Annotated in this window: 19 protein-coding genes; 1 reads left to right on the top strand and 18 read right to left on the bottom strand. The window is 45.5% G+C overall.

All coding sequences use genetic code 11. The annotated features are described in order from the left end of the window. Window positions 1–5 precede the first annotated feature (5 nt). The gene (locus ACTNBR_RS05350; RefSeq protein ID WP_441016906.1) at window positions 6–3,764 is read right to left on the bottom strand and encodes a phosphoribosylformylglycinamidine synthase; all 3,759 of its coding nucleotides are present in this window, start codon (window positions 3,762–3,764) and stop codon (window positions 6–8) included. 126 nt (window positions 3,765–3,890) lie between these two features. After that, window positions 3,891–4,634, bottom strand: a complete 744-nt coding sequence (locus tag ACTNBR_RS05345) for a TIGR01906 family membrane protein (RefSeq protein ID WP_441016909.1) — start codon at window positions 4,632–4,634, stop codon at window positions 3,891–3,893. 84 nt (window positions 4,635–4,718) lie between these two features. Between ACTNBR_RS05345 and ACTNBR_RS05340 the strand changes: the two genes are divergently transcribed. Next, entirely contained in the window at window positions 4,719–5,627 is a 909-nt protein-coding gene (locus ACTNBR_RS05340) for a LysR family transcriptional regulator (RefSeq protein WP_427805529.1), read from the top strand. A gap of 3 nt (window positions 5,628–5,630) precedes the next feature. Here the strand turns inward: ACTNBR_RS05340 and ACTNBR_RS05335 are convergent, their stop codons facing one another. The 16 genes from ACTNBR_RS05335 to ACTNBR_RS05260 all read right to left on the bottom strand — a co-directional run bounded on the left by ACTNBR_RS05335 (window position 5,631) and on the right by ACTNBR_RS05260 (window position 26,927). Next, window positions 5,631–8,003, bottom strand: a complete 2,373-nt coding sequence (locus ACTNBR_RS05335) for an ATP-dependent DNA helicase (RefSeq protein WP_427805528.1) — start codon at window positions 8,001–8,003, stop codon at window positions 5,631–5,633. Between the two features lie 86 nt (window positions 8,004–8,089). Next, complete coding sequence (locus ACTNBR_RS05330) at window positions 8,090–8,857, bottom strand: TIGR03915 family putative DNA repair protein (RefSeq protein ID WP_427805527.1); 768 nt, start codon at window positions 8,855–8,857, stop codon at window positions 8,090–8,092. After that, entirely contained in the window at window positions 8,832–10,169 is a 1,338-nt protein-coding gene (locus ACTNBR_RS05325) for a putative DNA modification/repair radical SAM protein (protein WP_427805677.1), read from the bottom strand. The genes ACTNBR_RS05330 and ACTNBR_RS05325 overlap by 26 nt, the downstream gene beginning before the upstream one ends. Window positions 10,170–10,385: 216 nt before the next feature. Further along, window positions 10,386–11,222 carry a P-loop NTPase gene (locus tag ACTNBR_RS05320; RefSeq protein ID WP_441016912.1) on the bottom strand — a complete coding sequence of 279 codons (837 nt, stop codon included), beginning with the start codon at window positions 11,220–11,222 and terminating at the stop codon, window positions 10,386–10,388. A 24-nt stretch (window positions 11,223–11,246) separates the two neighbouring features. After that, a complete protein-coding gene (locus ACTNBR_RS05315) occupies window positions 11,247–11,624 on the bottom strand; it encodes a Rid family detoxifying hydrolase (protein WP_427805525.1) in 378 nt (125 codons plus the stop codon). A gap of 146 nt (window positions 11,625–11,770) precedes the next feature. Continuing rightward, window positions 11,771–13,180: an MATE family efflux transporter gene (locus ACTNBR_RS05310; RefSeq protein WP_441016915.1), complete on the bottom strand. Its 1,410-nt coding sequence runs from the start codon at window positions 13,178–13,180 to the stop codon at window positions 11,771–11,773. After that, window positions 13,143–14,327 carry an iron-containing alcohol dehydrogenase gene (locus ACTNBR_RS05305; protein ID WP_427819018.1) on the bottom strand — a complete coding sequence of 395 codons (1,185 nt, stop codon included), beginning with the start codon at window positions 14,325–14,327 and terminating at the stop codon, window positions 13,143–13,145. The genes ACTNBR_RS05310 and ACTNBR_RS05305 overlap by 38 nt, the downstream gene beginning before the upstream one ends. A 206-nt stretch (window positions 14,328–14,533) precedes the next feature. Then, entirely contained in the window at window positions 14,534–14,998 is a 465-nt protein-coding gene (locus tag ACTNBR_RS05300) for a DUF6465 family protein (RefSeq protein ID WP_427805522.1), read from the bottom strand. Between the two features lie 407 nt (window positions 14,999–15,405). Continuing rightward, window positions 15,406–16,599, bottom strand: a complete 1,194-nt coding sequence (gene dnaJ / locus ACTNBR_RS05295) for a molecular chaperone DnaJ (RefSeq protein WP_427805521.1) — start codon at window positions 16,597–16,599, stop codon at window positions 15,406–15,408. Between the two features lie 98 nt (window positions 16,600–16,697). Continuing rightward, window positions 16,698–18,569, bottom strand: coding sequence for a molecular chaperone DnaK (dnaK, locus tag ACTNBR_RS05290; RefSeq protein ID WP_427805520.1), 1,872 nt, complete (start codon window positions 18,567–18,569; stop codon window positions 16,698–16,700). A gap of 110 nt (window positions 18,570–18,679) precedes the next feature. Further along, entirely contained in the window at window positions 18,680–19,372 is a 693-nt protein-coding gene (gene grpE / locus ACTNBR_RS05285) for a nucleotide exchange factor GrpE (protein WP_427805519.1), read from the bottom strand. A gap of 26 nt (window positions 19,373–19,398) precedes the next feature. Next, window positions 19,399–20,442: a heat-inducible transcriptional repressor HrcA gene (gene hrcA, locus ACTNBR_RS05280; RefSeq protein WP_427805518.1), complete on the bottom strand. Its 1,044-nt coding sequence runs from the start codon at window positions 20,440–20,442 to the stop codon at window positions 19,399–19,401. A 162-nt stretch (window positions 20,443–20,604) separates the two neighbouring features. Beyond that, window positions 20,605–21,819, bottom strand: a complete 1,215-nt coding sequence (gene hemW / locus ACTNBR_RS05275; protein ID WP_441042678.1) for a radical SAM family heme chaperone HemW — start codon at window positions 21,817–21,819, stop codon at window positions 20,605–20,607. A gap of 1 nt (window position 21,820) precedes the next feature. Next, complete coding sequence (gene lepA / locus ACTNBR_RS05270) at window positions 21,821–23,635, bottom strand: translation elongation factor 4 (protein ID WP_427819020.1); 1,815 nt, start codon at window positions 23,633–23,635, stop codon at window positions 21,821–21,823. Window positions 23,636–23,685: 50 nt separating this feature from the next. After that, window positions 23,686–24,681, bottom strand: coding sequence for a DNA polymerase III subunit delta (holA, locus tag ACTNBR_RS05265; protein ID WP_441016924.1), 996 nt, complete (start codon window positions 24,679–24,681; stop codon window positions 23,686–23,688). Then, a complete protein-coding gene (locus ACTNBR_RS05260; RefSeq protein WP_427805514.1) occupies window positions 24,678–26,927 on the bottom strand; it encodes a DNA internalization-related competence protein ComEC/Rec2 in 2,250 nt (749 codons plus the stop codon). Before ACTNBR_RS05260 ends, holA begins: the two co-directional genes overlap by 4 nt. Between the last annotated feature and the right edge of the window lie 3 nt (window positions 26,928–26,930).

Below are 26,930 nucleotides of genomic sequence, written 5' to 3'. Positions count from 1 at the left end.
GTGACTTATTTAAAATACTTCACTCCGGATTCAAAAATCTTCATATCCTGCTCGCCGTAAATATTGACAGCTACACTGTCGCCGCGACGCTCTGAATGTGCCATCTTGCCAAGTACTCGTCCATCCGGGCTTGTAATACCTTCGATCGCACAATATGAACCATTGACATTCCACTCTTCATCCATAGAAACATTGCCATCAAGATCGCAATACTGGGTCGCAACCTGTCCGTTTGCGAACAGCTTGTCAAGCCACTCCTTGCTTGCTACGAAACGTCCTTCACCATGAGAAGCCGGATTGGTATATACGCCGCCAAGTTCAGCACCCTGCAGCCATGGAGATTTGTTCGTCACAACTTTGGTATATACCATCTTGGAAATATGACGTCCGATGGTATTGTATGTCAGCGTCGGTGAATCTGCTGTCTGGCCTACGATCTCACCATAAGGAACCAATCCCAGTTTGACAAGTGTCTGGAAACCGTTACAGATTCCGAGTACAAGTCCGTCACGCTCATTCAGCAGCTTCTCAACAGCTTCTTTTAATTTTGCATTCTGGAATGCAGTTGCAAAGAATTTCGCTGAGCCATCCGGTTCATCACCTGCTGAGAATCCGCCCGGGAACATAATGATCTGGGCTTTCGCAATCTCTTTTTCAAATTCGGTAACGGAATCAAGAATGTCCGCCGCATCCATGTTCTTAAATACTCTTGTCGTTACAGTCGCACCTGCACGTTCAAACGCCTTCGCACTGTCGTATTCACAGTTTGTGCCCGGGAATACCGGAATAAATACATGCGGCTGAGCGATTTTGTTTTTGCAGATATAGATATCCTTTGTATCATAAAGCGGTGATTCTACCTTCTCCTCGGATGCCTCATCGGATACAGTACGGAATACTTTCTCCAGAGTCTCAGTCCATGCGCCTTCTGCCTCTGCAAGTGTAATTCTGACATCTGCATAAGAGAATGCCGCATCATCGGTCACTTCACCAATCACGGTGTAAGAAATGCCAAGTTCTCCAACCTTGTCCGCCGGAACTTCCGCAATAATATCTCCAAATGCAGGAGCAAATAATTCTCTGGCATCCATGTTATGCTCGATCTTAACGCCCATTCCGTTACCAAATGCCATCTTGCTGACAGCGGCGATCACACCGTGACGGTCAAGTGCATATGCTGAAACGATTCTTCCATTGTGAATATCTTCCGTGAACTTACCATATTGCTCCATCACCTTATCATATGCCGGAAGCTCATATTCATCCTTTTCAATACGAAGCCATACAAGCTTGTTACCTGCTTTTTTCAATTCAGGAGAGATGATATCCTGTTCTTTTGCAACATCTACCGCAAAGGAAACCAGTGTTGGCGGTACATCAATGTGTTCGAACGTACCGGACATACTGTCTTTACCTCCGATGGACGGAAGACCGAATCCAAGCTGCGCTTTATATGCTCCGAGAAGCGCTGCAAACGGCTGACTCCATCTGGACGGATCTTCGGTCATACGGCGGAAATACTCCTGGAATGTAAAGCGAATCTTCCTGTAATCTCCTCCGCATGCAACAATCTTTGCAATGGATTCCGTCACTGCATATACAGCTCCATGGTATGGGCTCCAGCTTGACAGGTACGGATCAAATCCATAACTCATCATGGTTACGGTATCGCATTTTCCTTTCAGAACCGGAAGCTTCGCAACCATGCTCTGCGTCTCTGTCATCTGATATTTTCCACCATGTGGCATGAAGACAGAACCTGCTCCAATCGAACCGTCGAACATCTCAACAAGTCCTTTCTGTGAGCATACATTCAGGTCTTTCAGTGTATCAAGCCATTTTTCTTTTACATCATTTACTTCTACCTGCTGTACAAGCGGGCTGTCTGCTCTGTTAGGAATGTCAACTTTTACAGTTGTCTCCTGATGTGCACCATTTGTATCAAGGAATGCACGGGAAATATTTACAATTTCCTTTCCTCTCCAGGACAATACCAGTCGCGGCTCTTCCGTTACAACAGCAACTTTTGTCGCTTCCAGATTCTCTTCCTTTGCATATGCAAGGAACTGCTCGGCATCCTTCGGATCAACAACCACAGCCATACGTTCCTGCGATTCTGATATCGCAATTTCTGTTCCGTCCAGACCGGCATATTTCTTCGGTACTTTATCCAGATCAACACGAAGTCCGTCTGCAAGTTCTCCGATTGCTACAGAAACACCGCCTGCTCCGAAGTCGTTACATTTCTTGATCAGTCTGCTGACTTCTTCTCTGCGGAACAGTCTCTGAATCTTACGCTCTGTCGGCGGGTTACCCTTCTGAACCTCAGCGCCACAGGTCTCAATCGATTCTTCTGTATGAACTTTGGAAGATCCGGTTGCTCCGCCGCAGCCGTCACGGCCGGTGCGTCCGCCAAGCAGGATAATGATATCTCCCGGATCGGAAGTCTCACGAATAACAGCACGTCTCGGAGCCGCAGCCATAACTGCTCCGATTTCCATACGTTTTGCCACGTAATCCGGATGATAGATTTCTTTTACAAGGCCGGTTGCAAGACCGATCTGATTACCATAAGAACTATAGCCATGTGCGGCACTGCGGACAAGTTTCTTCTGCGGAAGCTTTCCTTTGATCGTCTCTTTTACTGAAACGGTTGGATCTGCCGCTCCTGTCACACGCATAGCCTGATATACATAAGTACGTCCTGACAGCGGGTCGCGGATCGCTCCTCCAAGGCAGGTAGCCGCTCCACCAAACGGTTCAATCTCTGTCGGATGGTTATGGGTTTCATTCTTGAAGTTCACAAGCCATTCTTCTTCAACACCATCTACTTCAACCGGCACAACGATACTGCAGGCATTGATCTCATCAGACTCTTCCTGATCTTCCAGTTTTCCTTCCCTTTTGAGTTTTCTCATCGCCATCAGAGCAAGATCCATCAGGCAGACAAATTTGTCTTCACGCCCTTTAAAGATCTCACTGTGTGTCTGTAAGTATTCTTTATAAGTATCTTCGATCGGAGCACGATAATCCCCCTCCCCAAAGCTTACATCTGTAAGTTCCGTAGAGAACGTCGTATGGCGACAGTGATCAGACCAGTATGTGTCAAGGACACGGATTTCTGTCATAGAAGGATCTCTCTTCTCTTCTCCCCGGAAATAATTCTGAATATGCAGAAAATCTTTAAAAGTCATTGCAAGCCCCAGAGAATCATATAATGCCTTCAGTTCCTCTTCCGGCATATCCTTGAATCCCTCGAAAATCTTAACATCTGCCGGCTCATCGAACTTGGTCACCAGTGTTTCCGGCTTATCAAGACTCGTTTCTCTTGAATCAACAGGGTTGATACAATGAGCTTTGATTGCATCAAATTCAGCATCACTGATCTCACCTTCAATCACATAAGTTGTAGCAGTTTTGATAACCGGAAGCTCATCTTCCTTAATAAACTGCACACACTGGACTGCCGAATCCGCTCTCTGGTCGAACTGTCCCGGAAGGAATTCCACAGAAAAAATACGGTCATTCTCTCCATGTGGAAAATCTTCATGATAAAGAACATCTACCGGTGGTTCTGCAAAAACGCCATTACATGCTCTGTCAAATGTGGCATCCGAGAGATTCTCCACATCATAACGAATCAACACCCTTACATTTGTAACCGATTTGATTCCGAGGTAACTCTTCACTTCATGTCCAAGTTCCTTCGCCTGAACGGCAAATTCAGGTTTTTTCTCCACATACACTCGTTTTACACTGTTCATAATTTCCTCCATTAGTTAATCATATTTTAAACTGCGTGAGGCAGCATAAGTTACTGCATAGTCTTATTCTATCACATTCATTTTTATAAGTATAGTCAATATATCTAAACTGTTTTATAAGTTTTTCTAATTAACATTCTCTTCTTTTCTGTCCAATCGTTTACTTATCACACAAACAATAAGAGATCCCAAAAGCATAACAATAAAGATAACAGCAATCCGGATAACCATGTCAAAGAAGAATCCTTCCGGGAGCATTCGTATCATATAGTCATATTCCGGATCGAACATCCACAGATCATTGTCAAAAAACAATTCATGAAAAATCACGAAGCATTTCGTAAAGTTTTGCGAGATCAGAACGCCCAGAGCCACAATAACAACTGCAAAAACCGCGAGTATCCGCTCATACATATACGGTATGATTTTTTTCCAATTTCCTTTGAGCGCAAACAATGCAATAACTCCTGCAATAAGAATAATAAACGTTGCTCTCCTCAGGGATAGTCCACCCAGAAACAGTCCCTGCACATCTTCCATATGCAGTCTATCCTGTTCATTAAAAAAATCCTGTCGTTCCCCTTCTACCATTGTCTCGATACTTAAGACTTCTTCCTTTCCTCTTAGATAAGACATCATATATTCTGTGACTTCCATGATGTCCTCCATTTCCATATCCAGCTGCTCCTCAACTCCGTATTTACTGTATTCTTTTTCATAAAAATCAAAATCACTGTAAATACCGATTTCAAAACTGCTGATCAAAAATATAAAAATCAAGCTCAGAGCAATTACACCACCCAGAAATTTATGAAGCCATGTTTCACCTATAATTTTCCCGTTGTCTTTTCTTCCTGTCGCTTTCTTCATGATTCCATCTTTCCTTTCGATCTCTCTTGTTTTTTTCTTCCACATCTCTTATAATACAAATGAGTTTTATAAGGAGGACTAATAATGGATATTAATTACGAATTATATAAAGTGTTTTATTATGTGGCCGATACTCTGAGCTTCTCAGAAGCATCCAAGCAGCTCTATATCTCTCAATCTGCCGTCAGCCAGTCCATCAAAGCCCTGGAGAAGAAGCTGGATCAGACTCTTTTTATAAGAAGTACGAAAAAAGTACAGCTCACCCCGGAAGGCGAGATTCTTCTTCGCCACATTGAACCGGCGATCCACCTGATCAAGCGCGGCGAGGCTCAGATTCTGGAATCCGCCACCACCGGCGGACAGATCCGAATCGGTGCAAGTGACACCATCTGCCGATACTTTCTGGTTCCCTATCTGGAACGCTTTCACAGAGCTTTTCCAAATGCCCACATAAAAGTGACCAATGCTACATCTATTAAATGTACCGAACTTTTGGAGACAGGTCAAGTGGATTTGATCGTAGCAAACTATCCAAACGCATACCTCGGCAATCTGGTCTCCATAAAAAAAATAAAAGAATTTCAGGATGTATTTATCGCCAATCACGCATTTCGCGAATTGAAAGGACATCCCTTATCCTTAAAGCAGCTTCTGGATTACCCAATCATCATGCTGGACAAAAAAAGCACGACAAGCGAATTCCTTCACTCTCTGTTTCAGAAGCATCAGCTCGATCTCGTCCCGGAGATTGAACTCAGCAGCAACGACCTATTGATTGATCTTGCAAGTATCGGTCTGGGGATCGCCTTTATCCCGGATTATTGTTTTCCGTTAAAGTCCGACGATCTCTTCATCGTTGAGACTACCGAAAAACTTCCAAAAAGACAGCTTATTGCCGCCTATAACGAACATGTTCCCATCTCAAGAGCGGCTCAGGCTTTTCTTAATTATTTTGACGAACCTGTCATCTCCCAAAATCCTGATACGATCTGACTTTTAGGCATTCTGGCTATCCCAGAATGCCTTCACTTTCTCCTCCACATCTTCTAAAACGCAGGCTCCACAATCCTCCCATTCTCTTGGAAATATCTCCCGGCACCGGCGCTCCCGAAACCGTTCATCCAAAAGGAGAATCACACCTCTGTCCTCTTCCGTCCGGATTACTCTTCCTGCTGCCTGCAGCACCTTATTCATTCCCGGGTACAGATATGCATAGTCAAATCCCTGTCCGCCGTCTTTGTCAAAATAATCCTTGAGAATCGCTCGTTCACTGCACACCTGGGGAAGGCCGGTACCAATAATAAAGGCACCGATCAGTTTTTCTTCCGCAAGATCAATGCCTTCCGAAAAGATTCCTCCCATCACGCAAAAACCGACCAGACTTCCTTCGCGCACTTCCTCAAATGTTTCCAGGAAAATCTCTCTCGCTTCTTCGTTCATATAGTGAGATTGCAGAATACACTCCGTCTGACCATCTCCCATCTCGCACCGCATTTTCTCAAAAGCATCATATACAGCTTCCATAAATTGATAGGATGGACAAAACGCCATATAGTTTCCCTGCTTCGCGCGAACAGTCCGCCAGATATATTCCGCATATCGCTTATACATATCTTCCGTTCGCTTCTTATATCGTGTACTGACATCCGTTCCGTTTAGTATCAAACGTCTGCTCTGGTCAAATGTAGATTCCGCATAGACCGCATAATTATCCTTGTCCGTGCTCAGCAGCTTTTTATAATACTGTATTGGCAAAAGCGTTGCCGAAAAAAAGATCGTACTATTCCCCATATCCAGATATTTCTGGAGATTTGCCGCCGGATTGACACAGAAAAGCTTCAACATAAATCTCTGATCCTTCTGCATTTGCGAATAGATCACATAATTTTCATCCAATGCCTCATAAATACTGATGAAGGAACGAATCGAAAAATAAAAATCCCGGACAACATCCGCCACGTTCCTGTCCTGACAGTTCTCCAGGAACGTTTCAATCCTCGGCATGAGATTCATTAATTTCAGGTAAATATGGGAAGCACTGCTCACCACCCGATAATCTTCACATTCCTTCTTCATTGCCAGTAGAAGCTTATTACACTCATCCAACCTTTTCGCAAGTTTATAATCAAGCGTCTTCACCAGTTTTTTCACATTCAGAAAATCTTCTTTGTAGATCTCTGCACTGTACATCTGTCTTCCGCGCTCGACAAGATTATGCGCTTCATCAATCAGAAAAATATACTCCCCCGATACTCCTTCGGAGAAAAACCGCTTCAAATGTGCATTTGGATCAAATACATAATTATAATCACAGATCACAGCATCTGCCCATGTGGATACATCGAGTCCCATCTCAAACGGACACACACAGTGCTTTTTCGCCTGTTCTTCCAGCGCTGCTCTGCTCATCTCGTCCGTGGAAGTAAGCAGTTCGTACACCGCGTCATTTACACGGTCAAAATGTCCTTTTGCGTACGGACAGTATTCCGGATTGCATTCCGTCTCATCGCAAAAACAGATCTTCTCCTTCGCCGTCAGCGTGATCACCTTCATTTTCAGTCCCTGCTCTTTCAGGATTTGAAACGCCTGCTCGGCAACCGTTCTTGTGATCGTCTTCGCCGTCAGATAAAAGATCTTTTCCCCCAGCTCCTCCCCGACTGCTTTCACAGCCGGAAACACTGCCGATAACGTCTTTCCGACACCGGTCGGTGCCTGAATAAACAGTTTTTTCTTTCTCAGGATCGTACGATAAACGGATGCCGCCAGCTCTTTCTGTCCTTTCCGGTACGAAAAAGGAAACTGGACTCCTTTTGCAGATGCGTTCCGCTTTCTGCGCCATTCCACTTGGAATTTCGCCCATTTTTCATATTTCATGATCAGTTCATCAAACCACAGTTTCAATTCTTTGCAGTCATAGGTATAACAGAATCTCTTGATCTCCTCTGTATCCATCTGGCAGTACGTCATCTGCACACCGATAAAAGAAAGGTCTCTCTGCTCTGCATACATCCAGGCATAGCATTTCGCCTGAGCAAGATGTACTCCCACCGGCTCTTTGATTTCATCCAGCTCACAGAGTACTCCTTTAATCTCATCAATTGTCACTACGTCCGCCTCTTCCAGAATCCCGTCTGCGCGTCCCTCCACTTTCAAGCAGAAACCGTCACATGGGATCTCCTTTTTCATCGACACCTCCGCGTGATATCCCGCACCCATGCTTCGCTGAATCTTTCTATGGATCTTTCCACCCATCTGCATGGCTTCGGCATCCAGAATTCCTCCTGTTCGATTGTCAATATCGCCTTCCCGTAAAATGAATTCTACCAGATTCCGGACCGATATTCTGATCACCGGCATTTCCTGTTCCATCTCATTATCTCCCGATTCTTACATTCTTTCTATATCTTAACACGAAACAGAATCGAGAAAAAGCATTACGTGATATTTTCACTCCATTAATTCTGGAACTCCACGATATTTTTTCTGTACCAGATCGGCAGATGCTGTCTCTGGCGCACATAACTCTCGCGCTCATTGATCGAGATACTCTCAAAAAACCCTTTCCATAACTTCTGGATTTCCATCTCCGATTCGGACAAACGTTCCAGTATCTCCATATCCGCCTCGATTCCAGAGATCAGGAACCAGCTCTTTCTTGCCTCATGTACCGCAAAAACCTCATGTGTACCGTCAAAGATTAACCAGTTTTCAAGTGGCAGCCGATCTGCAAAATGCGGTGCGATACACGCAAGTATCTGACTTTTCGGATCGATTCTGGCAAATAGTATTCCGCTTTCCAATTCCTTAAAACGCAGAAATTCTTTGAAATAATGTGCTTCATTGGAAACCTTTCTGCTAAGCGCAAATACTTTCTCTACGGAAGGACTGGTCAGATTTTCCATGATCCTGGTACTATCCTTCAGCCTTCTGGCCGCAAACATCGTCCCCAGTATCGCATCTCCTTTGGCTGGATCAGACGAAAGAGCCGCATGATACAGTTTCCAATATGCATCCATCCCAAGGTGGTTCTTGATCATCTTCTCAACCGCGATCACCTTTTCTTCCCTTTCCTCACACTCCGTGTATTCACAAAACAGCTTTTGTTCAACACTGCCTTTAAAAGCAATTCCTGCATCCCCAGTTTCTCTTCTCTCCTTCCAGGCATCATACACCGCCGAAAAAATCCCGGTGATATCATCATGACAGACATAGATTTTCTGCACATTTCCCACTTCCTTCCACAGCAAACGAATCTCCTGAGAATCTCACATCATCAAATAACGACAGCTGCCTGTAATTCATCCCAATCACAGAATCCGGCAACCGTTCTTTGCCGTCCAGAATATTCCTTGTTATATAATCCTGATCCATACGCACCGGATACATCATCTTGCCACTGCACGTAATAAAATACAGTGCTCTTTTCAGCACAACTCCCATTTTCTTGAGATCCGCAAAATCAACCGTCCCAAGCCTTCTTGCCTTTACGATCCGGGACGCCGACCGGTATCCAATCCCCGGAACTCGAAGCAGCATGTGGTAGTCCGCCCTGTTCACCTCAATCGGGAACTCCTCCAGATGGCGGACTGCCCAGTCACATTTAGGGTCCATCAATACATTAAAATTCGGATTCTCTTCATCCAACAATTCATCCACATGAAACTGATAGTAACGCAGCAGCCAGTCCGCCTGATATAACCTGTGTTCTCTCAGAAGCGGCGGGCCACTATCTGTTTTGACCGGAAGCGCTTTATCTTCGTTCACGGGAACAAACGCCGAATAAAACACTCTCTTCAGTTCAAACTTCTGATAAAGTGCCTCCGTCACCTGCATAATCTGAAAGTCAGTTTCTGGAGTTGCTCCGATAATCATCTGCGTACTCTGCCCTGCCGGCACAAACTGCGGAGCATGCCGGTATACTGTCAATTCCTGCCTATTTTCTTTTCGCTTTTCCTGCACCAGCCTCATGGGAGTCAGGATATTCTTCCGACTCTTGTGCGGTGCAAGAAGGCGAAGACTTTCTTGCGTTGGGAGTTCCAGGTTCACACTCATTCTGTCTGTAAGATATCCCACCTTCTGAATCAGTTCCTGACTCGCCCCCGGAATGGCTTTCACATGGATATAGCCCTGAAAATTACACTCTTTTCTCAGCTTATACAGCGTCGCATAGATCAATTCCATTGTATAATCCGGACTCTTTAAAATACCGGAGCTCAAAAACAATCCCTCTATATAATTACGTCGATAAAACTCCATCGTCAGCTTACAAACTTCATCGGGAGTAAAGGAAGTACGGATCACATCATTGGATGAACGGTTCACACAGTATTTGCAATCAAAAATGCACTCGTTGGTGAAAAGGATCTTAAGCAGTGAAATACACCGTCCGTCTGCCGAAAAACTGTGGCAGATTCCTGCTTTCTCACAATTCCCCATACCGGTTCCGTCTCCTTTCCTGTCCACACCGCTGGAAGTACACGCCACATCATACTTTGCTGCATCCGACAGTATATTCAGCTTCTCATACAGGTTCATCTCCGTCTGGATCCGCACTTTTCATTCCTCCTTATTCTCCGTTCTTCGATCTTTGAGCATTTGCAAACTTACGTTCCGAACATTTGTTCTTTTATATAGTAACATATTCAAGTCGATTTATCAATATCTGAACCATATTTTTCTCATATGCGAAGCAACTAAAAAAAGACGCTCCACATTACTGTGAAACGCCCCATTTTTATCATTGCCGGACTCCTACTGGAATCTTTCAATAATATTTGTCAGATATTTATTTTCAGCCTCATAGAACTTCTCCTGTTCTACGATTTCAGCCAGCTGAGGATCAATCGGCATTTTTCCAAGCACTTCTGTTCCAAGATTTTCCGCGATCTCATCAATGTGGCTCTCTCCGAAGACGGAAATCCGCTTTCCGCATTCCGGGCATTCCAGATAACTGTAGTTTTCTACAATTCCAAGAACCGGAATATTCATCTGTTTTGCCATATTGTATGCTTTCTCCACAATCATCTGTACCAGATCCTGCGGTGATGTGACGATCACAACTCCATCGACAGGCAAAGACTGGAAAACGGTCAGCGGTACATCACCGGTTCCCGGCGGCATATCGACAAAAAGGAAATCCAGATCTCCCCACATTACATCTGTCCAGAACTGAGTTACAACCCCCGCAATGATCGGTCCTCGCCAGATCACAGGATCAGACTCTCTCTCAAGGAGCAGGTTGACGGACATAATCTTAGTTCCGTCTTTAGCAATACATGGGAACATACCTTCTTCATTTCCGACTGCACTTTCGTGCACTCCATACATTTTCGGTATAGACGGTCCTGTGATATCGGCATCCAGGATTCCGACCGTGTATCCCTGGCTGATGGCAAGCCGTGCAAGAGATGCAGTCACCATAGATTTACCGACTCCGCCTTTTCCGCTCACCACGCCGATTACTTTTTTCACCTGTGAATACGGATTAGCCGGTGCTTTCATATCTTCTTTCTTGCTTTTACACGAGCCTGCGTGCGCACAGGAAGAACACGCCTCCGGTGAACATCCGCTGTTCTGCTCTTCTGCCATAATTCTCAACCTCCAAAATATATATTATTCTTCTACCACAGCAATGACTTCAACTTCGCAGAGAAGGTTCTTCGGAAGCGTCTTTACTGCAACACAGCTTCTTGCCGGTTTTGATGTAAAGTATTTGCCATATACTTCATTAAAGGCAGCGAAGTCTCCCATATCACTTAAGAAACAAGTCGTCTTTAAAACTTTGTCAAATGAACTTCCTGCTGCTCTTAATACTTCTCCAAGATTCTTACAAACCTGTTCTGTCTGCTCTTCAATGGTAACAGCCTCGACCGTATTTGTCTCCGGATTGATAGCGATCTGACCTGCAGAATAAAGGATACCATTGTGTACATATCCCTGTGAATAAGGTCCTAATGCTTTTGGTGCTTTCTCAGTTGCTACTGGTTTCATAATCTCGTCTCTCCTTTTCCTGGTATTTTCTATGAAAATGCCGTTTTATACTCTAGTTTTTGAGCTCTCATCAAGCCCCCGGAACCATAGTACTAGAATACCATAGCTTTCGGGAAAATCCAATCCTTTTTCCAAATAACCTGTAACTAATCCATTGTCAGTTCTTCCTGCTCCCTCGTTACATTTTTGATCCATTTATACCCCAGGAAACGCTTGACAGTGATCGGCACCTTGATCACTTCGTCACTCATCAGTAATACATAAACCACCGGAACACTGGCCCGAAAAACGAACGCTGCGATCGCTCCGAGCAGGATGGAACAGCACCACATCGTAGTTGCATCCAGACGAAGTCCGAATCTGGTGTCTCCCCCCGAGCGGAACACCCCCACCACAAGTGTTGTATTAATTGCCTGACACAGCGCGAAATAAGACATAACAAAAAACATAAACATCAGGTAACTCTTTGCTTCCGGAGAAAGTGTCATAAATCTGCTCACTGCCGGAGCCGAAACCAATATGATCCCCGCGGCAATGAATCCAGTGATGACACTTAGAACCGCAAATCTTCTGCCATATGCTTTCGCGAGCTCATACTGTCGCTCTCCGATCGTTTTCCCCAGATAGATTGCCGTCGCATTCGAGACACCGAAAACAACCACTGTGGAAAGTTCTCTTACCACCTGCACAACAGAATTTGCCGCGACTGCTGCACTGCCGAGATGTCCGATCACCGCCGTATTGGCAGAGCTCCCCATTCCCCATACCAGCTCGTTCAAAATAACCGGAGTCGCGTAGAACAAAAAGTCTTTCAACAGCACTTTATCAATGTTCCACATGTCGCTCAAATGAAAACGGACCACTTTATTTCTGAATTTTGCATACCATATTACAATCATAAGTCCAAGGATTCTTGAAATCAAAGTTCCGATCGCCGCTCCTTCAATTCCCATCTTTGGGAATCCCATAAGCCCGAAGATCAACACTGCGTTGACTATAATATTCACTATAAGTGAAGCACCGTATACGACCGTCGCGATTACGACCCTCTCAATGCTGCGCATAATATACAGATAGACCTGAGTTGCCGCCATGATTACATAAGAAAGCGCAACAATCCTCAGATATTTCACGCCTTCCGCAATGACTTCCGGGTCATTTGTATAGATCCGGAGTAGTGTCTCAGGGATCAGTTCGGCTGCCAAAGCGAAAGCCAATGCTCCGCCAATACCGATCAGCATGCCCATCCCCAGGATTTTTTCAATCGTCCGGGTATCCTTTTTCCCCCAATACTGCGCAGTCAGCACCGTAGCTCCTGACGTAGTTCCGAACAGGATCAGCGTCATGATGAACTGAATCTGTCCGGCAAGCGATGCTCCGGAAAGGACCTTCTCCCCAACCCGTCCCAGCATAAATACATCGGCTGCCTGAACCCCGACATTGATCAGGTTCTGCAGCGCCATCGGAATGATAAGCAGACATACCTGTTTATAGAAATTTTTCCAGTTAATATCCATCTTATCTTCCGTTTGCCGACTGAAAGATTTGATAAACATCGTTTACATCTAACTCCTTTATTTTCGATAATTTTACCGTTCCGCCTTTGGTTGCGTTCATTGCCAGTTCCATCAAAGTATCATCACTGAGTGTCCCGATTTCAAGCTCTTTCAAATTCACCGGCATTTCCAGGCTGCGGAAGTAATCCACCGTTTTCCGGATTGCCTCCCGCGCTGTCTCCACAGCATCTTTTCCCTGAATTCCCCACACTTTCTGACCGTAATGGCAGAAACGATCCACATCATATCGATATACATACTCTGCCCAGGATCCCCACATTGCAGACAAAGTCGCCCCATGTGCCAGATCATATTTCGCTCCGAGAGCATGTCCGAATTTATGCACACAGAAATCTTTTTCTCTGCCAAGCCCCGTCAGATCATTATGCGACAGACTTCCGCACCACATAATCTCACTCATCGCATCATAATCCTCTGGATTCTTAAATCCTTTTATTCCATTTTCGATCATGACCCTGAGAAGCCCTTCTGCGATTTCATCTGTCATCTGGTTTTTCTGATTAGGAATGAAGTATCGTTCCAACGTATGCATCATAATATCCACAACTCCACATGCAATCTGATATGGTGGCAGAGTAAATGTCAGTTCCGGATTCATAATCGCAAATTTGGGGCGGTTAAATACCGTGGTAATTCCACTTTTTTCCCCGGTCTCTTCATTTGTCAGAACAGAAGATGAGCTCATCTCACTGCCGGCTGCCGCAATCGTAAGTACACATCCCATCGGAAGAGACCGGGTAAGTGGCACTTTCTGCGTCCAGATATCCCATAGCTTTGTTCCCGGATTCGCCGCCCCATGTGCAATTGCTTTCGCCGTGTCGATCGAACTGCCTCCACCAACGGCCAGGATAAAATCCGCCCCGAACTCCAACGCCTTCTGAACTCCCCGTTCCGCATATGCGAGTCTCGGATTCGGTTTCACTCCGCCAAATTCTTCATATGTAATTTTCTCTTCTCGCAGAGCATTTTCAATCGTTTCCAGAAGACCGCTTTTCACGACACTTCCTCCTCCATAAACGATCAGCACTCTGTGTCCGTTCCATTTTTTCACTTCTATTCCCGCCTGAAGATGCGTCTTGCTTCCAAACACAATTTCAGTAGGTGTATATTGTGTAAAATTCTGCATTATTCTCCTCCGTTCTAAGATCGTCGCAGATCTTACCTATATTCTGTTGTTTTATACAATCATGGGAAAATCAGGACCGATTCCAGTTCATACTTCTATTAGAAAAAAGAAATGATTCTGTTCGATTTTTCCGGAGAAAAGAATTGCTTCTCTTCTTTCCGGAAAACGAACAATGGCAATATACATTCACTAACTACTATATAATTCTACAGCCAGATCTTACCGGTTGTTTCACCGTTGATTACATAATATACAGCGTAATCTTCCGGTTTGATATAGAGTTCCATGGACTTGATGTCTGATACTTTGTGTTTTGCCTTTGTCCATTCTTTCTTAACTGCCGCAACCATATCTTTCGTATTTACTTCTTTTTCACCATACTGCAAAACAATTTCTGTCTTGATTTCTTTCTTAGTTGCCTCTTTTCTTGTCTTAGCTGCTGCTTTCTTTACATCTTTCACAGTCTTCTCTACAGCTTCTTTCACGTCTTCTACCTTCTCTTCTGCCATTTTTACCGCTTCTTCTGCCATAGCTGCTGCAGCTTCTTTTACTTCTTCTGTCTTAACTTCTACAGCTTCTTTTACTTCTGCTGCATTAACCGGGGCTTTTGCTTCTGCTGCTTTTACATTCTTATCAATTACTGCTTTAGAACGTTTGCTTACTCTTGCCATATTTAAATATCCTCCTCGATTCTAAGTTACTGCATGTTGCCACATAACAAAGTACAAAAACCGAAAAAATTTTCCTCGGAATTTGCTTACCGCGATATTATACCACAGAAATTTCAAAAAGTCACATTGATTCCCAAGATATATTTGACTTTCAGCCTTTTTTAATGTAGAAATTTTTCTCAATTTTACTGTATTAATTATGCAAATTGTGCTATAATGTTTATATTGGAAAGAAAGGAAGGTAACATTATGGTATTATTGGTTGGCATTATCGCAGTTGCAATCATCGCAGCTATCGTTACCGCCTGTGTTACTTCAGTAATTGGTGGCATCGCCGGCAGCGAATTGGAAGAAGAAGAATAAAAATATGCGTTTCATGTGGGATGTTCACACGAAACGCATATTTTTTATTCTTCCAATTCTTCTAACTTTTCCTTCACCTTATCCATGAAGCCTTTTTTCTTATTCTTTGTTTTTCCTTCGGGTTCTTCTTCCTGATTCAAAGAATTCCCTGTCAATTCATCAAATTTGCGAAGTGCCTCTTTGGCCTCTGCACTTAATTTTTCCGGTGTCTGAATCACAAGCGTGACATAATGATCTCCACGTACCTGCGGATTTCTGAGCGAAGGAACACCTTTTCCTTTCAAACGCACTTTCGTATCGGTCTTTGTTCCCGGTTTTATATTATAAAGCACATCCCCATCAATCGTCTTAATTCTTACGTCACCACCGAGCGCTGCCTGTGCAAATGTAATCGGTGCTGTTGAAAACAGATGTACATCCTGTCTCTGGAAAATCGGATGCCGTGAAACAGTAACCTCGACCAAAAGATCTCCTCTCGGACCTCCATTCACCCCAGGTTCTCCCTTTTCGCGAATCCGTACGCTCTGTCCATTATCAATACCTGCCGGAATAGAAACCTTAATCTTCTTTCGACTGGACGTATATCCTGTTCCTCCACAATCCGGACATTTTTCGCGAATAACCTTACCTGTTCCCTGACACTCCGGACAAGTCTGTACATTCTGTACTGTTCCGAAGAACGACTGGGATGTATAGACTACCTGTCCTTTTCCACCGCATCGGCTGCAGGTTTCCGGACTTGTTCCCGGTTTTGCCCCGGTACCGTTACATTTACTGCACGGATCTTTCAACACAACCTCCAGTTCCTTCTCACAGCCAAACACAGCCTCTTCAAATGTAATTCTAACACCTTTTCGAATATTTGCCCCTTTCATAGGACCGGTATTGGCACGGCCTCCTCTTCTGCCTCCGCCAAATAAATCACCAAATATATCGCCGAAAATATCGCCGAAATCTGCGCTGTTAAAATCGAATCCTCCGAATCCCCCGGCTCCGCCGGCACCTCCTTCAAAGGCGGCATGTCCAAACTGGTCATATTGACGACGTTTTTCGGGATCACTCAGTACTGCATATGCTTCAGAGGCTTCTTTAAACTTTTTTTCGGCCTCGGCATCCCCCGGATTCATATCCGGATGGTATTTCTTGGCCAAAGCCCGATATGCTTTCTTCAATGTCGCCTCATCCGCATCTTTGGAGACACCAAGGACTTCATAGTAATCTCTTTTTGATTCTGCCATAACCCTACCTCATCACTTCTACTTTTTCGTATGCATAGCAACAAATCTGCAAGACGGATTTACCCGCCTTGCAGAAAATAATTTTGTTAAACAAGAACTTAAACTTCTCTATAATCTCCGTCTACAACGTCATCTCCGTTGTATCCTTCCGGTGCCGGTCCTGCTTCCGGAGCCGGTCCACCCTGTGCTCCTGCTGCGCCGGCTGCAGCACCAGCCTGCTCATAAACCTTTGTGAACAGCTTCTGTGCACTTTCCATCAGTTTTTCTTTTGCAGCCTTGATCTCAGCGACCTGAGCATCTGTCATTTCATCGCCTGCTTTTGCAAGCAAATCTTTCAGAGTCTGAACATCAGCTTCTACTGCGCTTCTGTCAGCAGCATCGATCTTGTCACCAACTTCTTTCATTGCTTTCTCGGTCTGGAATACCATTGCGTCTGCGTCATTCTTGGTGTCAATTGCTTCTTTACGCTTCTTATCCTGTGCTTCGAACTCAGCAGCTTCTTTTACTGCACGATCGATATCTGCATCGGACATATTAGAACCTGCTGTGATCGTAATATGCTGTTCTTTTCCTGTTCCCAGATCTTTTGCTGATACATTTACAATACCGTTTGCATCGATATCAAATGTAACTTCGATCTGCGGGATTCCACGCGGTGCCGGCGGAATTCCGTCCAGTCTGAACTGTCCGAGGGACTTGTTGTCTCTTGCGAACTGTCTTTCACCCTGAACAACGTTGATATCAACTGCTGTCTGGTTATCTGCAGCAGTAGAGAAAATCTGGCTCTTCTTGGTCGGGATTGTTGTATTTCTCTCGATCAATCTTGTAGCAACACCACCCATTGTCTCGATGGACAGTGACAGCGGAGTTACATCCAAAAGAAGGATGTCGCCTGCGCCGGCATCTCCAGCCAGTTTACCGCCCTGAACGGATGCACCAAGGGCTACACACTCATCCGGATTCAGAGATTTGCTCGGTTCTTTGCCTGTGAGACGTTTTACTTCTTCCTGTACAGCCGGGATACGGGTAGATCCACCTACCAGAAGTACCTGGCCAAGGTCAGACGCTGTGATACCTGCATCAGACAGTGCACGTCTTACCGGTTCTGCTGTCTTTTCAACCAGTTCATGAGTTAATTCATCGAATTTAGCTCTTGTCAGGTTCATATCGAAATGCTTCGGTCCTTCTGCTGTTGCAGTGATGAACGGAAGGTTAATATTAGTTGTTGTTGCAGACGAGAGCTCTTTCTTTGCTTTTTCAGCTGCTTCTTTCAATCTCTGAAGAGCCATCTTATCTGTAGAAAGATCTACACCTTCTTTTGCCTTGAAATCTGCAAGCATATAGTCTGTGATCTTCTGATCGAAGTCATCTCCGCCAAGTCTGTTGTTACCTGCTGTAGATAATACTTCGATAACGCCGTCACCGATCTCAATAACGGATACATCGAATGTACCACCGCCAAGGTCATAAACCATGATCTTCTGTTCTTTTTCATTGTCCAGACCATAAGCAAGTGCTGCCGCTGTAGGCTCGTTGATGATACGTTTTACATCAAGACCGGCGATCTTACCGGCATCCTTGGTAGCCTGACGCTGTGCATCGTTGAAATATGCCGGAACAGTGATAACTGCTTCTGTAACCTTTTCTCCAAGGTATGCTTCTGCATCTGCTTTCAGTTTCTGAAGAATCATAGCTGAAATTTCCTGCGGAGAATATTTCTTTCCGTCAATGTCAACTTTATGGTCTGTTCCCATTTCTCTCTTGATAGAAGAAATTGTCTTTTCTGCGTTTGTAACTGCCTGACGTTTTGCAGGTTCACCTACCAGACGTTCTCCTGTTTTTGTAAATGCTACGATAGACGGTGTTGTTCTTGCACCTTCTGTATTTGCGATTACAACCGGCTGACCACCTTCCATAACCGCTACACAACTGTTTGTTGTACCTAAATCAATACCAATGATTTTGCCCATTATGAAGACCTCCTAATATTTTAAAAAATTTGTTTACTTACTTTGTTTATATAGAGTATATCTGCATCTTCATGTGTAAATATACAAACTATTTCATTCATTCTGCTATTTTAATTAGCAACCTTTACCATGCTGTGTCTCACAACACTTTCACGATACATATATCCTTTCTGGAATTCCTCGACCACGACATTCTCTCCGGCCTCTTCATCTTCAATATGCATCACTGCATTATGAAAATCCGGGTTAAATTCCTGTCCGACCGCCTCAATCGGTTTCACACCGATGCCTTCCAGTGTTGTCATAAGCTGCTTGTAGATCTTATCCATTCCCTGCACAAACGGATCTTCTTTGTTTTCCTCAGCTACAGACTGCAGGCCGCGTTCAAAATTATCAACGACCGGAAGGATCTTTTCCACGATATCTTTTGCACCGATCTCATACATGGCTGATTTTTCTTTCTCAGTCCGCTTTCTGTAATTATCGAATTCTGCCATCTGTCTGGTAAGCTTATCTGTCAGATCTGCAATCTGCTCATCCTTCTTGTCTTTTTTATTCTTTTTTTCAAAAAGCTTTGATTTTTTCGGCTCCGCAGTTTCTTCTGTTTTTTCTTCTTCCTTCGCATCTGCTTCGCCGACCTCTTTGTTCTCACCTTCCCGACTTTCTTCGGAATCCTCTTCCTTATCATTTTCTTTTTCAGCAGCTTCTTCTGCTTCCGCTTCCATGGCGGCTTTCTTTGCCTCTTCCACTGCTTCTTTTACCATTTCTTCATTACTCATCTGATTATCCAACGGTTCTGCCACCTTTCTCCTTTCATAGTCCGGATGTTCTAACCATCCCTGTGGAAAATCTCATCCAGTTCCGCCATCAGAGTCTTTAACGTCTTCATTACATGTTCGTAATCCATCCGCTTCGGTCCAATGATTCCAATGGTCCCCTGCATACCCTCACCAAGCTCATAGGTCGCTGTGACAACACTGCAGTCCTTCATCTTCTCCACATTGGATTCATTTCCGATATAGACCTGAATGTCTTTATTCTCGCTGCTGGCCATCGTCTTTGATACCAGCGCTGCCAGCTGCTGCTTTTCTTCGAAAGCACTGATAATCTCCTGAGCGCTCTGCTTATCGCTAAGCTCCGGATATTTAAAAATATTCGTTGCGCCGCTGGTGTAAATCTCCATGTCATCATCAAGCTGTATCACATTCGCCACTGCATCCAGCACATTACTGACCACTTCACTGTGAATCCCTGCCTGTTCCTTCAGTCTGGCGATCATTCCGAGATTGATCTCTTCCACCGACAGTCCGATCAGTGCCGTATTTAACAGCATATTCAGTTTCAGCAATGCTTCGTTATCCAATGGCTCTTCCAGTGTAATAATCTGGTTCTTTACGATATTTCCATCCATCACAATGACGACGACCAACTGGTTCTCATCTACCTGTGAAAGCTGGATGAACTTCAGCTTATTCCTGTTATATACCGGAGAGGAAATCATCGTCGCGTAATTGGTGTTCGTTGCCAGTACTTTCGCGACCTGCCTTAGGAGCTGATCCATCTTATCTGACTTCTCCAGCATCTGCTCCTTGAGTTCTGTGACCTCCTGCTCTTTCTGGCTCATCAGCATATCTACATACCATCGATATCCTTTATCAGATGGAATCCTTCCCGCCGATGTGTGAGGCTGCATGATATAACCCAGTTCTTCCAGATCCGCCATTTCATTCCGGATCGTTGCAGAGCTTAAGTTCAGATCCGTATACTTGGAAATCGTTCTCGATCCCACCGGCTCTCCGGTGTCTAAATAATTCTTAATGATGGCATGAAGGATTTTCGTTTTCCGCTCACTAAGTTCCTGTATAGACTCCATCTGCACCCTCCTTTGTTTTATTAGCACTCGGTATATTCGAGTGCTAACATCATCTTCGCTTATTAATGTATCACTCCCAACACGCTTTGTCAACCCACTTTATAAATATTTCATAGTTACACTTTTTTATCGCAAAAGGACTGCCATATGACAGTCCTTTTCTCAAAACATAAACTCCACAAATACCGTATTGCTCACATCGATTCCCTGTTCTGTAAGCGCGATACGGTCCTCATGTTCTTCTATAAGATGCATACCTTTCAGTTTCCGGATCGGTTTTCCGTAGACCGCTTCGATCCCGGTTCCAAAGGCTTCCTCAAATTCTGTTTTCGATATGCCTTCCGTCATGCGCAGTCCGAGAAACATGAATTCCTCCATCTCATCTTCCAGGCTGAGTTTTTCTCCGGAAAATTTTTCTTCAAAATTATCCCTGTATTCCGTCATCTTTTCCGGATTACTGTATCTTGCCCCTTCAAAAAATGTGGCGGCACCCACGCCGAACCCCAGATACGGCACTCTTCTCCAATACCCGCAGTTGTGCCTGCATCGGTATCCGGGCTTTGCATAATTGGAAATCTCATACCGCTGATATCCCGCACCGACGAGGATCTGCTCTGTCTGATGATACATCTCCCGTTCTTCCTCCTCCGTAGGAAGCGCAGGCCACGGCAGATTTGCACCCTTTCTTTTCTCACATCCCGACTCCGCCCTTTCTTCCCATCCTGCATCTTCCCCGTACCTGTCATAGAATAAAGTTCCGGGTTCGATGATCAGACTGTATGCAGAAATGTGCTCCGGCTCCAGAGCCGCGACTGTTCTCAGTGTTTCGGTCCAGCTCTCCGCCGTCTGACCCGGGATCGCCGAAATCAGATCAATATTGATATTGTCAAATCCGCACATCCTCGCACTCCTATAGGCCTCAAGGAATTCTTCATAAGTGTGTATCCTTCCAAGCATCCGCAGTTCTTCATCATGGACAGACTGTAGTCCGATGCTCAGCCGGTTCACACCGGCATCTTTATACGCTTTCAGTTTTTCATCCGTAACCGTACCGGGATTCATCTCCATAGAAATCTCCGCATCCGCAGAAATGTGATATTGATCCCGAACCGTATCAAGAATCATCCGGAACTGGTCTCCGGTAAGAAGAGAGGGAGTCCCTCCTCCAAAGAAAATGGAAGAGACCTGATACTCTTCCACTTTTCCTGCATTTGTCCTGATTTCCTCACACAGAATCTGTACATATTCTTCCCGCTCTTTCTCGCCTGCGGGCGCTGATAGGAAATCACAGTAGGCACATTTCTTCAGGCAGAACGGAATATGAATGTACAGTTCCAAAGGCTTGCCCGCCCCACCTGATATTTGTTTTCTTTCCATATTATTTCTTATCATCCAATTTCAGAACACTCATAAATGCTTTCTGCGGAATTTCTACATTTCCCACCTGACGCATACGTTTCTTTCCTTCTTTCTGCTTCTCCAGAAGTTTCTTCTTACGTGTGATATCACCGCCGTAACACTTCGCAAGAACATCTTTACGCAGAGCTTTGACCGTCTCACGCGCAATGATCTTGCTTCCGATCGCTGCCTGGATCGGGATCTCGAAGAGCTGTCTCGGGATCTCTTCCTTCAGCTTTTCACACATCTTTCTTCCCCGGTCATAAGCGCTTCCTGCAAATACAATGAAGGAAAGTGCATCGACTTCTTCTTTATTAATGAGAATATCCAGCTTGACCAGCTCGGACCTCTCATACCCGAGAAGTTCATAATCAAAAGAAGCGTATCCGCGTGAACGGGATTTCAGTGCATCGAAGAAATCATAGATGATTTCATTCAAAGGCAGGTGATAGTGAAGCACCGCTCTTGTCTCTTCGATATATTCCATTCCCTGGTACACGCCCCGTCTTTCCTGGCACAGATCCATGATCGCGCCGATGAATTCCGATGTTACCATGATCTCCGCTTTGACGACAGGTTCTTCCATATATTCAATCTCCGCAGGGTCCGGCAGATTAGACGGGTTGGTAAGCTCGATCACCTCTCCGTTTGTCTTGTGTACTTTGTAGATAACTCCGGGCGCCGTCGTAACCAGGTCCAGATTGTATTCCCGTTCCAGACGTTCCTGAATGATCTCCAGATGGAGAAGTCCCAGAAAACCGCAGCGGAAACCGAATCCAAGCGCCAGTGAAGTCTCCGGCTCAAACTGAAGCGCCGCATCATTTAACTGCAGTTTCTCTAGCGCATCCCTCAGATCCGGATATTTGGAGCTGTCCGCAGGATACACTCCGCAGTACACCATCGGATTGACCTTCTTGTAACCCGGCAGCGGCTGATCGCAGGGGCTCTGTGCATTCGTCACCGTGTCACCGACACGCGTATCCTTCACGTTTTTCAGACTGGCTGTAAAATATCCTACCATCCCGGCTGACAATTCTTCACAAGGAATAAACTGACCCGCTCCGAAATATCCCACTTCCACGACATCCGCCGTTGCCCCGGTCGCCATCATTTTGATTGGTGTTCCCTTTGCAATGCAGCCTTCCTTGATCCGGCAGAATACGATGACCCCTTTATACGGATCGTAGAGTGAATCAAAGATCAGTGCCTGAAGCGGGGCGTCCGGATCTCCCTCCGGTGCCGGGATCTTCTCCACGATCTGTTCCAGCACTTCTTCCACATTCAGACCGGTCTTTGCAGAGATTCTCGGTGCATCCTGTGCTTCAATCCCGATCACGTCCTCAATCTCTTCAATCACACGTTCCGGTTCTGCACTCGGAAGATCCACCTTATTGATAACAGGCATGACATCCAGATCATGATCCAGTGCGAGATATACATTTGCAAGCGTCTGTGCCTCAACCCCCTGAGCGGCATCCACAACCAATATCGCACCGTCACACGCGGCGAGACTACGGGAAACTTCATAATTAAAATCCACATGTCCCGGAGTATCGATCAGATTGAAAATGTATTCCTCCCCGTCTTTTGCCTTGTAGACGGTGCGGACTGCCTGGGACTTGATCGTAATCCCTCTCTCCCGCTCCAGGTCCATGTTGTCCAGTACCTGTGCCTGCATTTCCCGGCTGGTAAGAAGGCCGGTCATCTCGATGATCCGGTCTGCCAATGTAGATTTCCCGTGGTCGATATGCGCAATTATACAAAAATTCCGAATTTTCTTTTGATCCATATGCATAGCCCTTTTTTCGTCTCCTTATCCTATCTTTCTCATATCCTGTCTGTATATTATGATACCTTTGGTTTTTTCCGGCTGTACTGTACCAGAAAGAGCTCGACCGACAGGACATCTCCCATTCTTCCTGTCTTGACATTCTCCTCGGTCTGCACGCCCGCCTCGACGATCTGCCGAAGCTCTTTTGCGGAAAACGCCTGTGCCTGTGCCCGGTATTTTCCCACCAGGAACGGCATGATCCCGGCTTTGGATGCCATCTCTTTGGATGGAACTCCCTGATTTTCCATTTCCTTGATTTCCATCAGAATGCGGAACTGTCTGGTCAGCAGATACAGGATCCGCATCGGCGGTTCTTTCAGCGTCAGCAGATCATAGTAATAATCCAGCGCTTTCTTCTGTTCCTTGTTCGCCACCGCATCCACCATGTCGAAGATATGGTTCGTGATCTGGGTCGTACAGATCGCATCTATGTCCGCCACCGTGATCTCCGTATGATTCAAACAATAGCAGAACAGCTTTTCCAACTCTTTCTGGATGTTCTCCATGTCATTGCCCACCTTGTCCAGGAAATATCTGGCGGCAGATTCCGTCATATTCTGATTCTCTTTTTTTACCATACCGAGAATCCAGCGCACCAGAGTCTTCTCATCCTGGCGTTTCAATTCTACGATCCTTCCTCTGTCCTTTACTGCCTTGTACAGCTTGCTTCTCTTATCGATCTCCTCCTCGACAAAGATCAGAAACGAAGTCTGAGGAATCTCTTTCAGATACTCTGCCAGTTCCGGCACCGAGCTCTTGAAGAACCCGGTATTTTCCATCACGATCAGCCTTCGCTCGGCAAAAAACGGCATCGTTTCGGCAAGGTCGATCACCTCCCGGGGATTCGTGTTTTTCCCTTCATAATACGCATAATTCATGGTATCTCCTTCGGAGACCATCGCTTTTACAAAACGATCCCTGTACTGTTTTTTCAGATAAGCCTCCTCCCCGTATAGGAGATAGATCTGTTTAAATTGTCCGGTTTTTAAATCTTCATTCAAACTCTTCATGGTCTCAGTATACTATATTTCTCCCCGTCTGTACATAATTTCACTGCATGTCCGTCTTTCGTATTATATAAGCTGACGCCCCAATTTGCAAGTCTTTCCAGCACTTCTTCGTGCGGATGCCCATAGCGGTTCTTCTCTCCGGCCGACACCCAGGCAGCATCCGGCCTTGTTATTTCAAGAAGTCTTTCCGATGTCGCATTTCTCGATCCGTGATGCCCGACTTTCAGCACTTCAAATCTGTCCGAAAGCTTTTTTTGCTCCTGAAGTTCCCCAATCCTTGCCGACACCGTATCTTCTGCGTCATTTTCCAGATCACCGGTAAATAGCATATCAAATCTGCGATAGCGAAGGGCAAGGACCATGGAGGCTTCATTGCCCGGCTCCGGCATCTCTTCTTTCTCCTTCTCGTCTCCCGGCCAGATACAGAAAAGCTCCATTTCTCCTTCCCGAAGAATCTGCCCCGCTTCGACCGTGTAGACCTTTGCCCCGTATTCTGTGGCAGTCTGTGCAAATTCATACAGTTTTTCATCCCAGAAGCGTTCCCCGGGAAGTACGATCCGTTCGATTCGGATCCCGTATTTCTGTCGTTTCAGCATTTCCTCAATTCCTCCAAGATGATCGATATCCCCGTGGGAGACCCACACATAATCCAGCTTCCCGACACCTTCGGATTTCAGAAACGGTTCGATCCGGTATTTCCCCACATCACTCACTGTGCTGCTCCCTCCGTCGATGAGGTATGTACCACCTTTCGGTCCTCTGAGGAAAAATGCATCCCCCTGTCCAACATTCATCATATAGATTTCCAGCTCTCCCGCCCTGCCGTGAGGGAACCCCATGAGCAAAACCGCTGCCAAAATTCCTGTATAAGCGGCTTTCTTCTTCCCGAATCTAAAACATGCCAACATGACGGCCAGTACCATATAGTATGCCAGAATCTGCACTGTCCCCGGTCTTCCTGCGACCCATCTCGCACCCGGGATCTCCAGCATGATCCTGCTTCCTTCTTCATAAATTCCAAGAATCAGACCGCTTATTCCATAGGAGATGCGTGCCGGCCACAGTCCCCCAGAAACTACCGTTCCAGTCAGGATCCCTGCGAAGCCGCATGCGAGCACGATTCCCGCAAGCGGAACCGCAAGCAAATTCCAGAATATGGAATAAGGACTGATTTCATAATAATAATACAGCATGATTGGAAGCACTGCCAGCTGAACCGACAGCGACATTTTTATGGTGCGTTTCCATTTCGCCTCCCCTTCTGTCTGCCAGAAGGGCAGAATCAGGTAGACACCGAGCACGGCGCCGAAGGACAACAAGAATCCCGCGTCAAAGAGCTGCAGAGGATTGAACGACAACATCAGCAGCATGGCCGTTCCCGCCGCCGTCAGTCCGTCGTATTCCCTTCCCGTCACCTCTGCCCCCATACGGATCAGAAACATCACGGCAGCTCGGACTGCCGATATACTCCCTCCTGTCAGCACCGCGTACAGGATCAGAACCGCACAGCTTCCTCCCGCCGCAAAAGTCCTTGTAAAAGAGGCATGTCTCAGGATTTCGTATATTCCCATCCCGACAAAAGACACATGAAGACCCGAGATCGCCAGCAGATGCCCGATTCCGCTTTTCTGATAGTTCTCCCTTACCTCCTCATCCATATACGCACGGTCTCCGAGCATCATGGAGCACAAGACTCCGCCCTTTTCTTCGCCGAGATACGCAAGAATCTGCTCTGCCGTTTTCTCCCGAATATCACTCATCCATTCAAGAAGACGGTATTTCCATCCCGCTTTTCCCGTAAATGCCCGGATTTCTTCAAGCCTTGCCTGTTTCAGCGCTCCTGTTATTCCCTGTTTTCGATAATAAAATCTTTGGTTAAAATTCCCCGGATTCGGGGCATTCTGAAAGAAAGAAATGGTTCCAGACACCCGGATATACTGCCCGTATTCCGGAACCCGTTCCTCCTGCCCATTTGATAAATAGACCAGCAGATTATCTTCTGCCTCAATTTCTGATTCGCCTTGTTCCTGCATTCTGATCCCTTTAAGGTACAGAATCCAGATGTCTTCTTTTTTTGTTTTCCGATAAATCTGACCGCAAAGCCTTACCTTATCTCCGTCTGAATACAGCCTTTCAAACTCCGATTCTCCCAGAACCGGAAAAATCCGGCTCCCGCCCAGATAAAACATAAGAGCGATCACTCCTGCTGCCACACATGCCGCACAGCATATTTTTCTATGTCTCAAACT

Origin of the sequence: Bariatricus sp. HCP28S3_F11, from assembly GCF_052065395.1 — a bacterium.
Classification (GTDB): Bacteria; Bacillota; Clostridia; order Lachnospirales; family Lachnospiraceae; genus Allocoprococcus.
The sequence above is the reverse complement of the archived record's forward strand: the minus strand, read 5'-3'. Positions and strand labels throughout refer to the sequence as shown.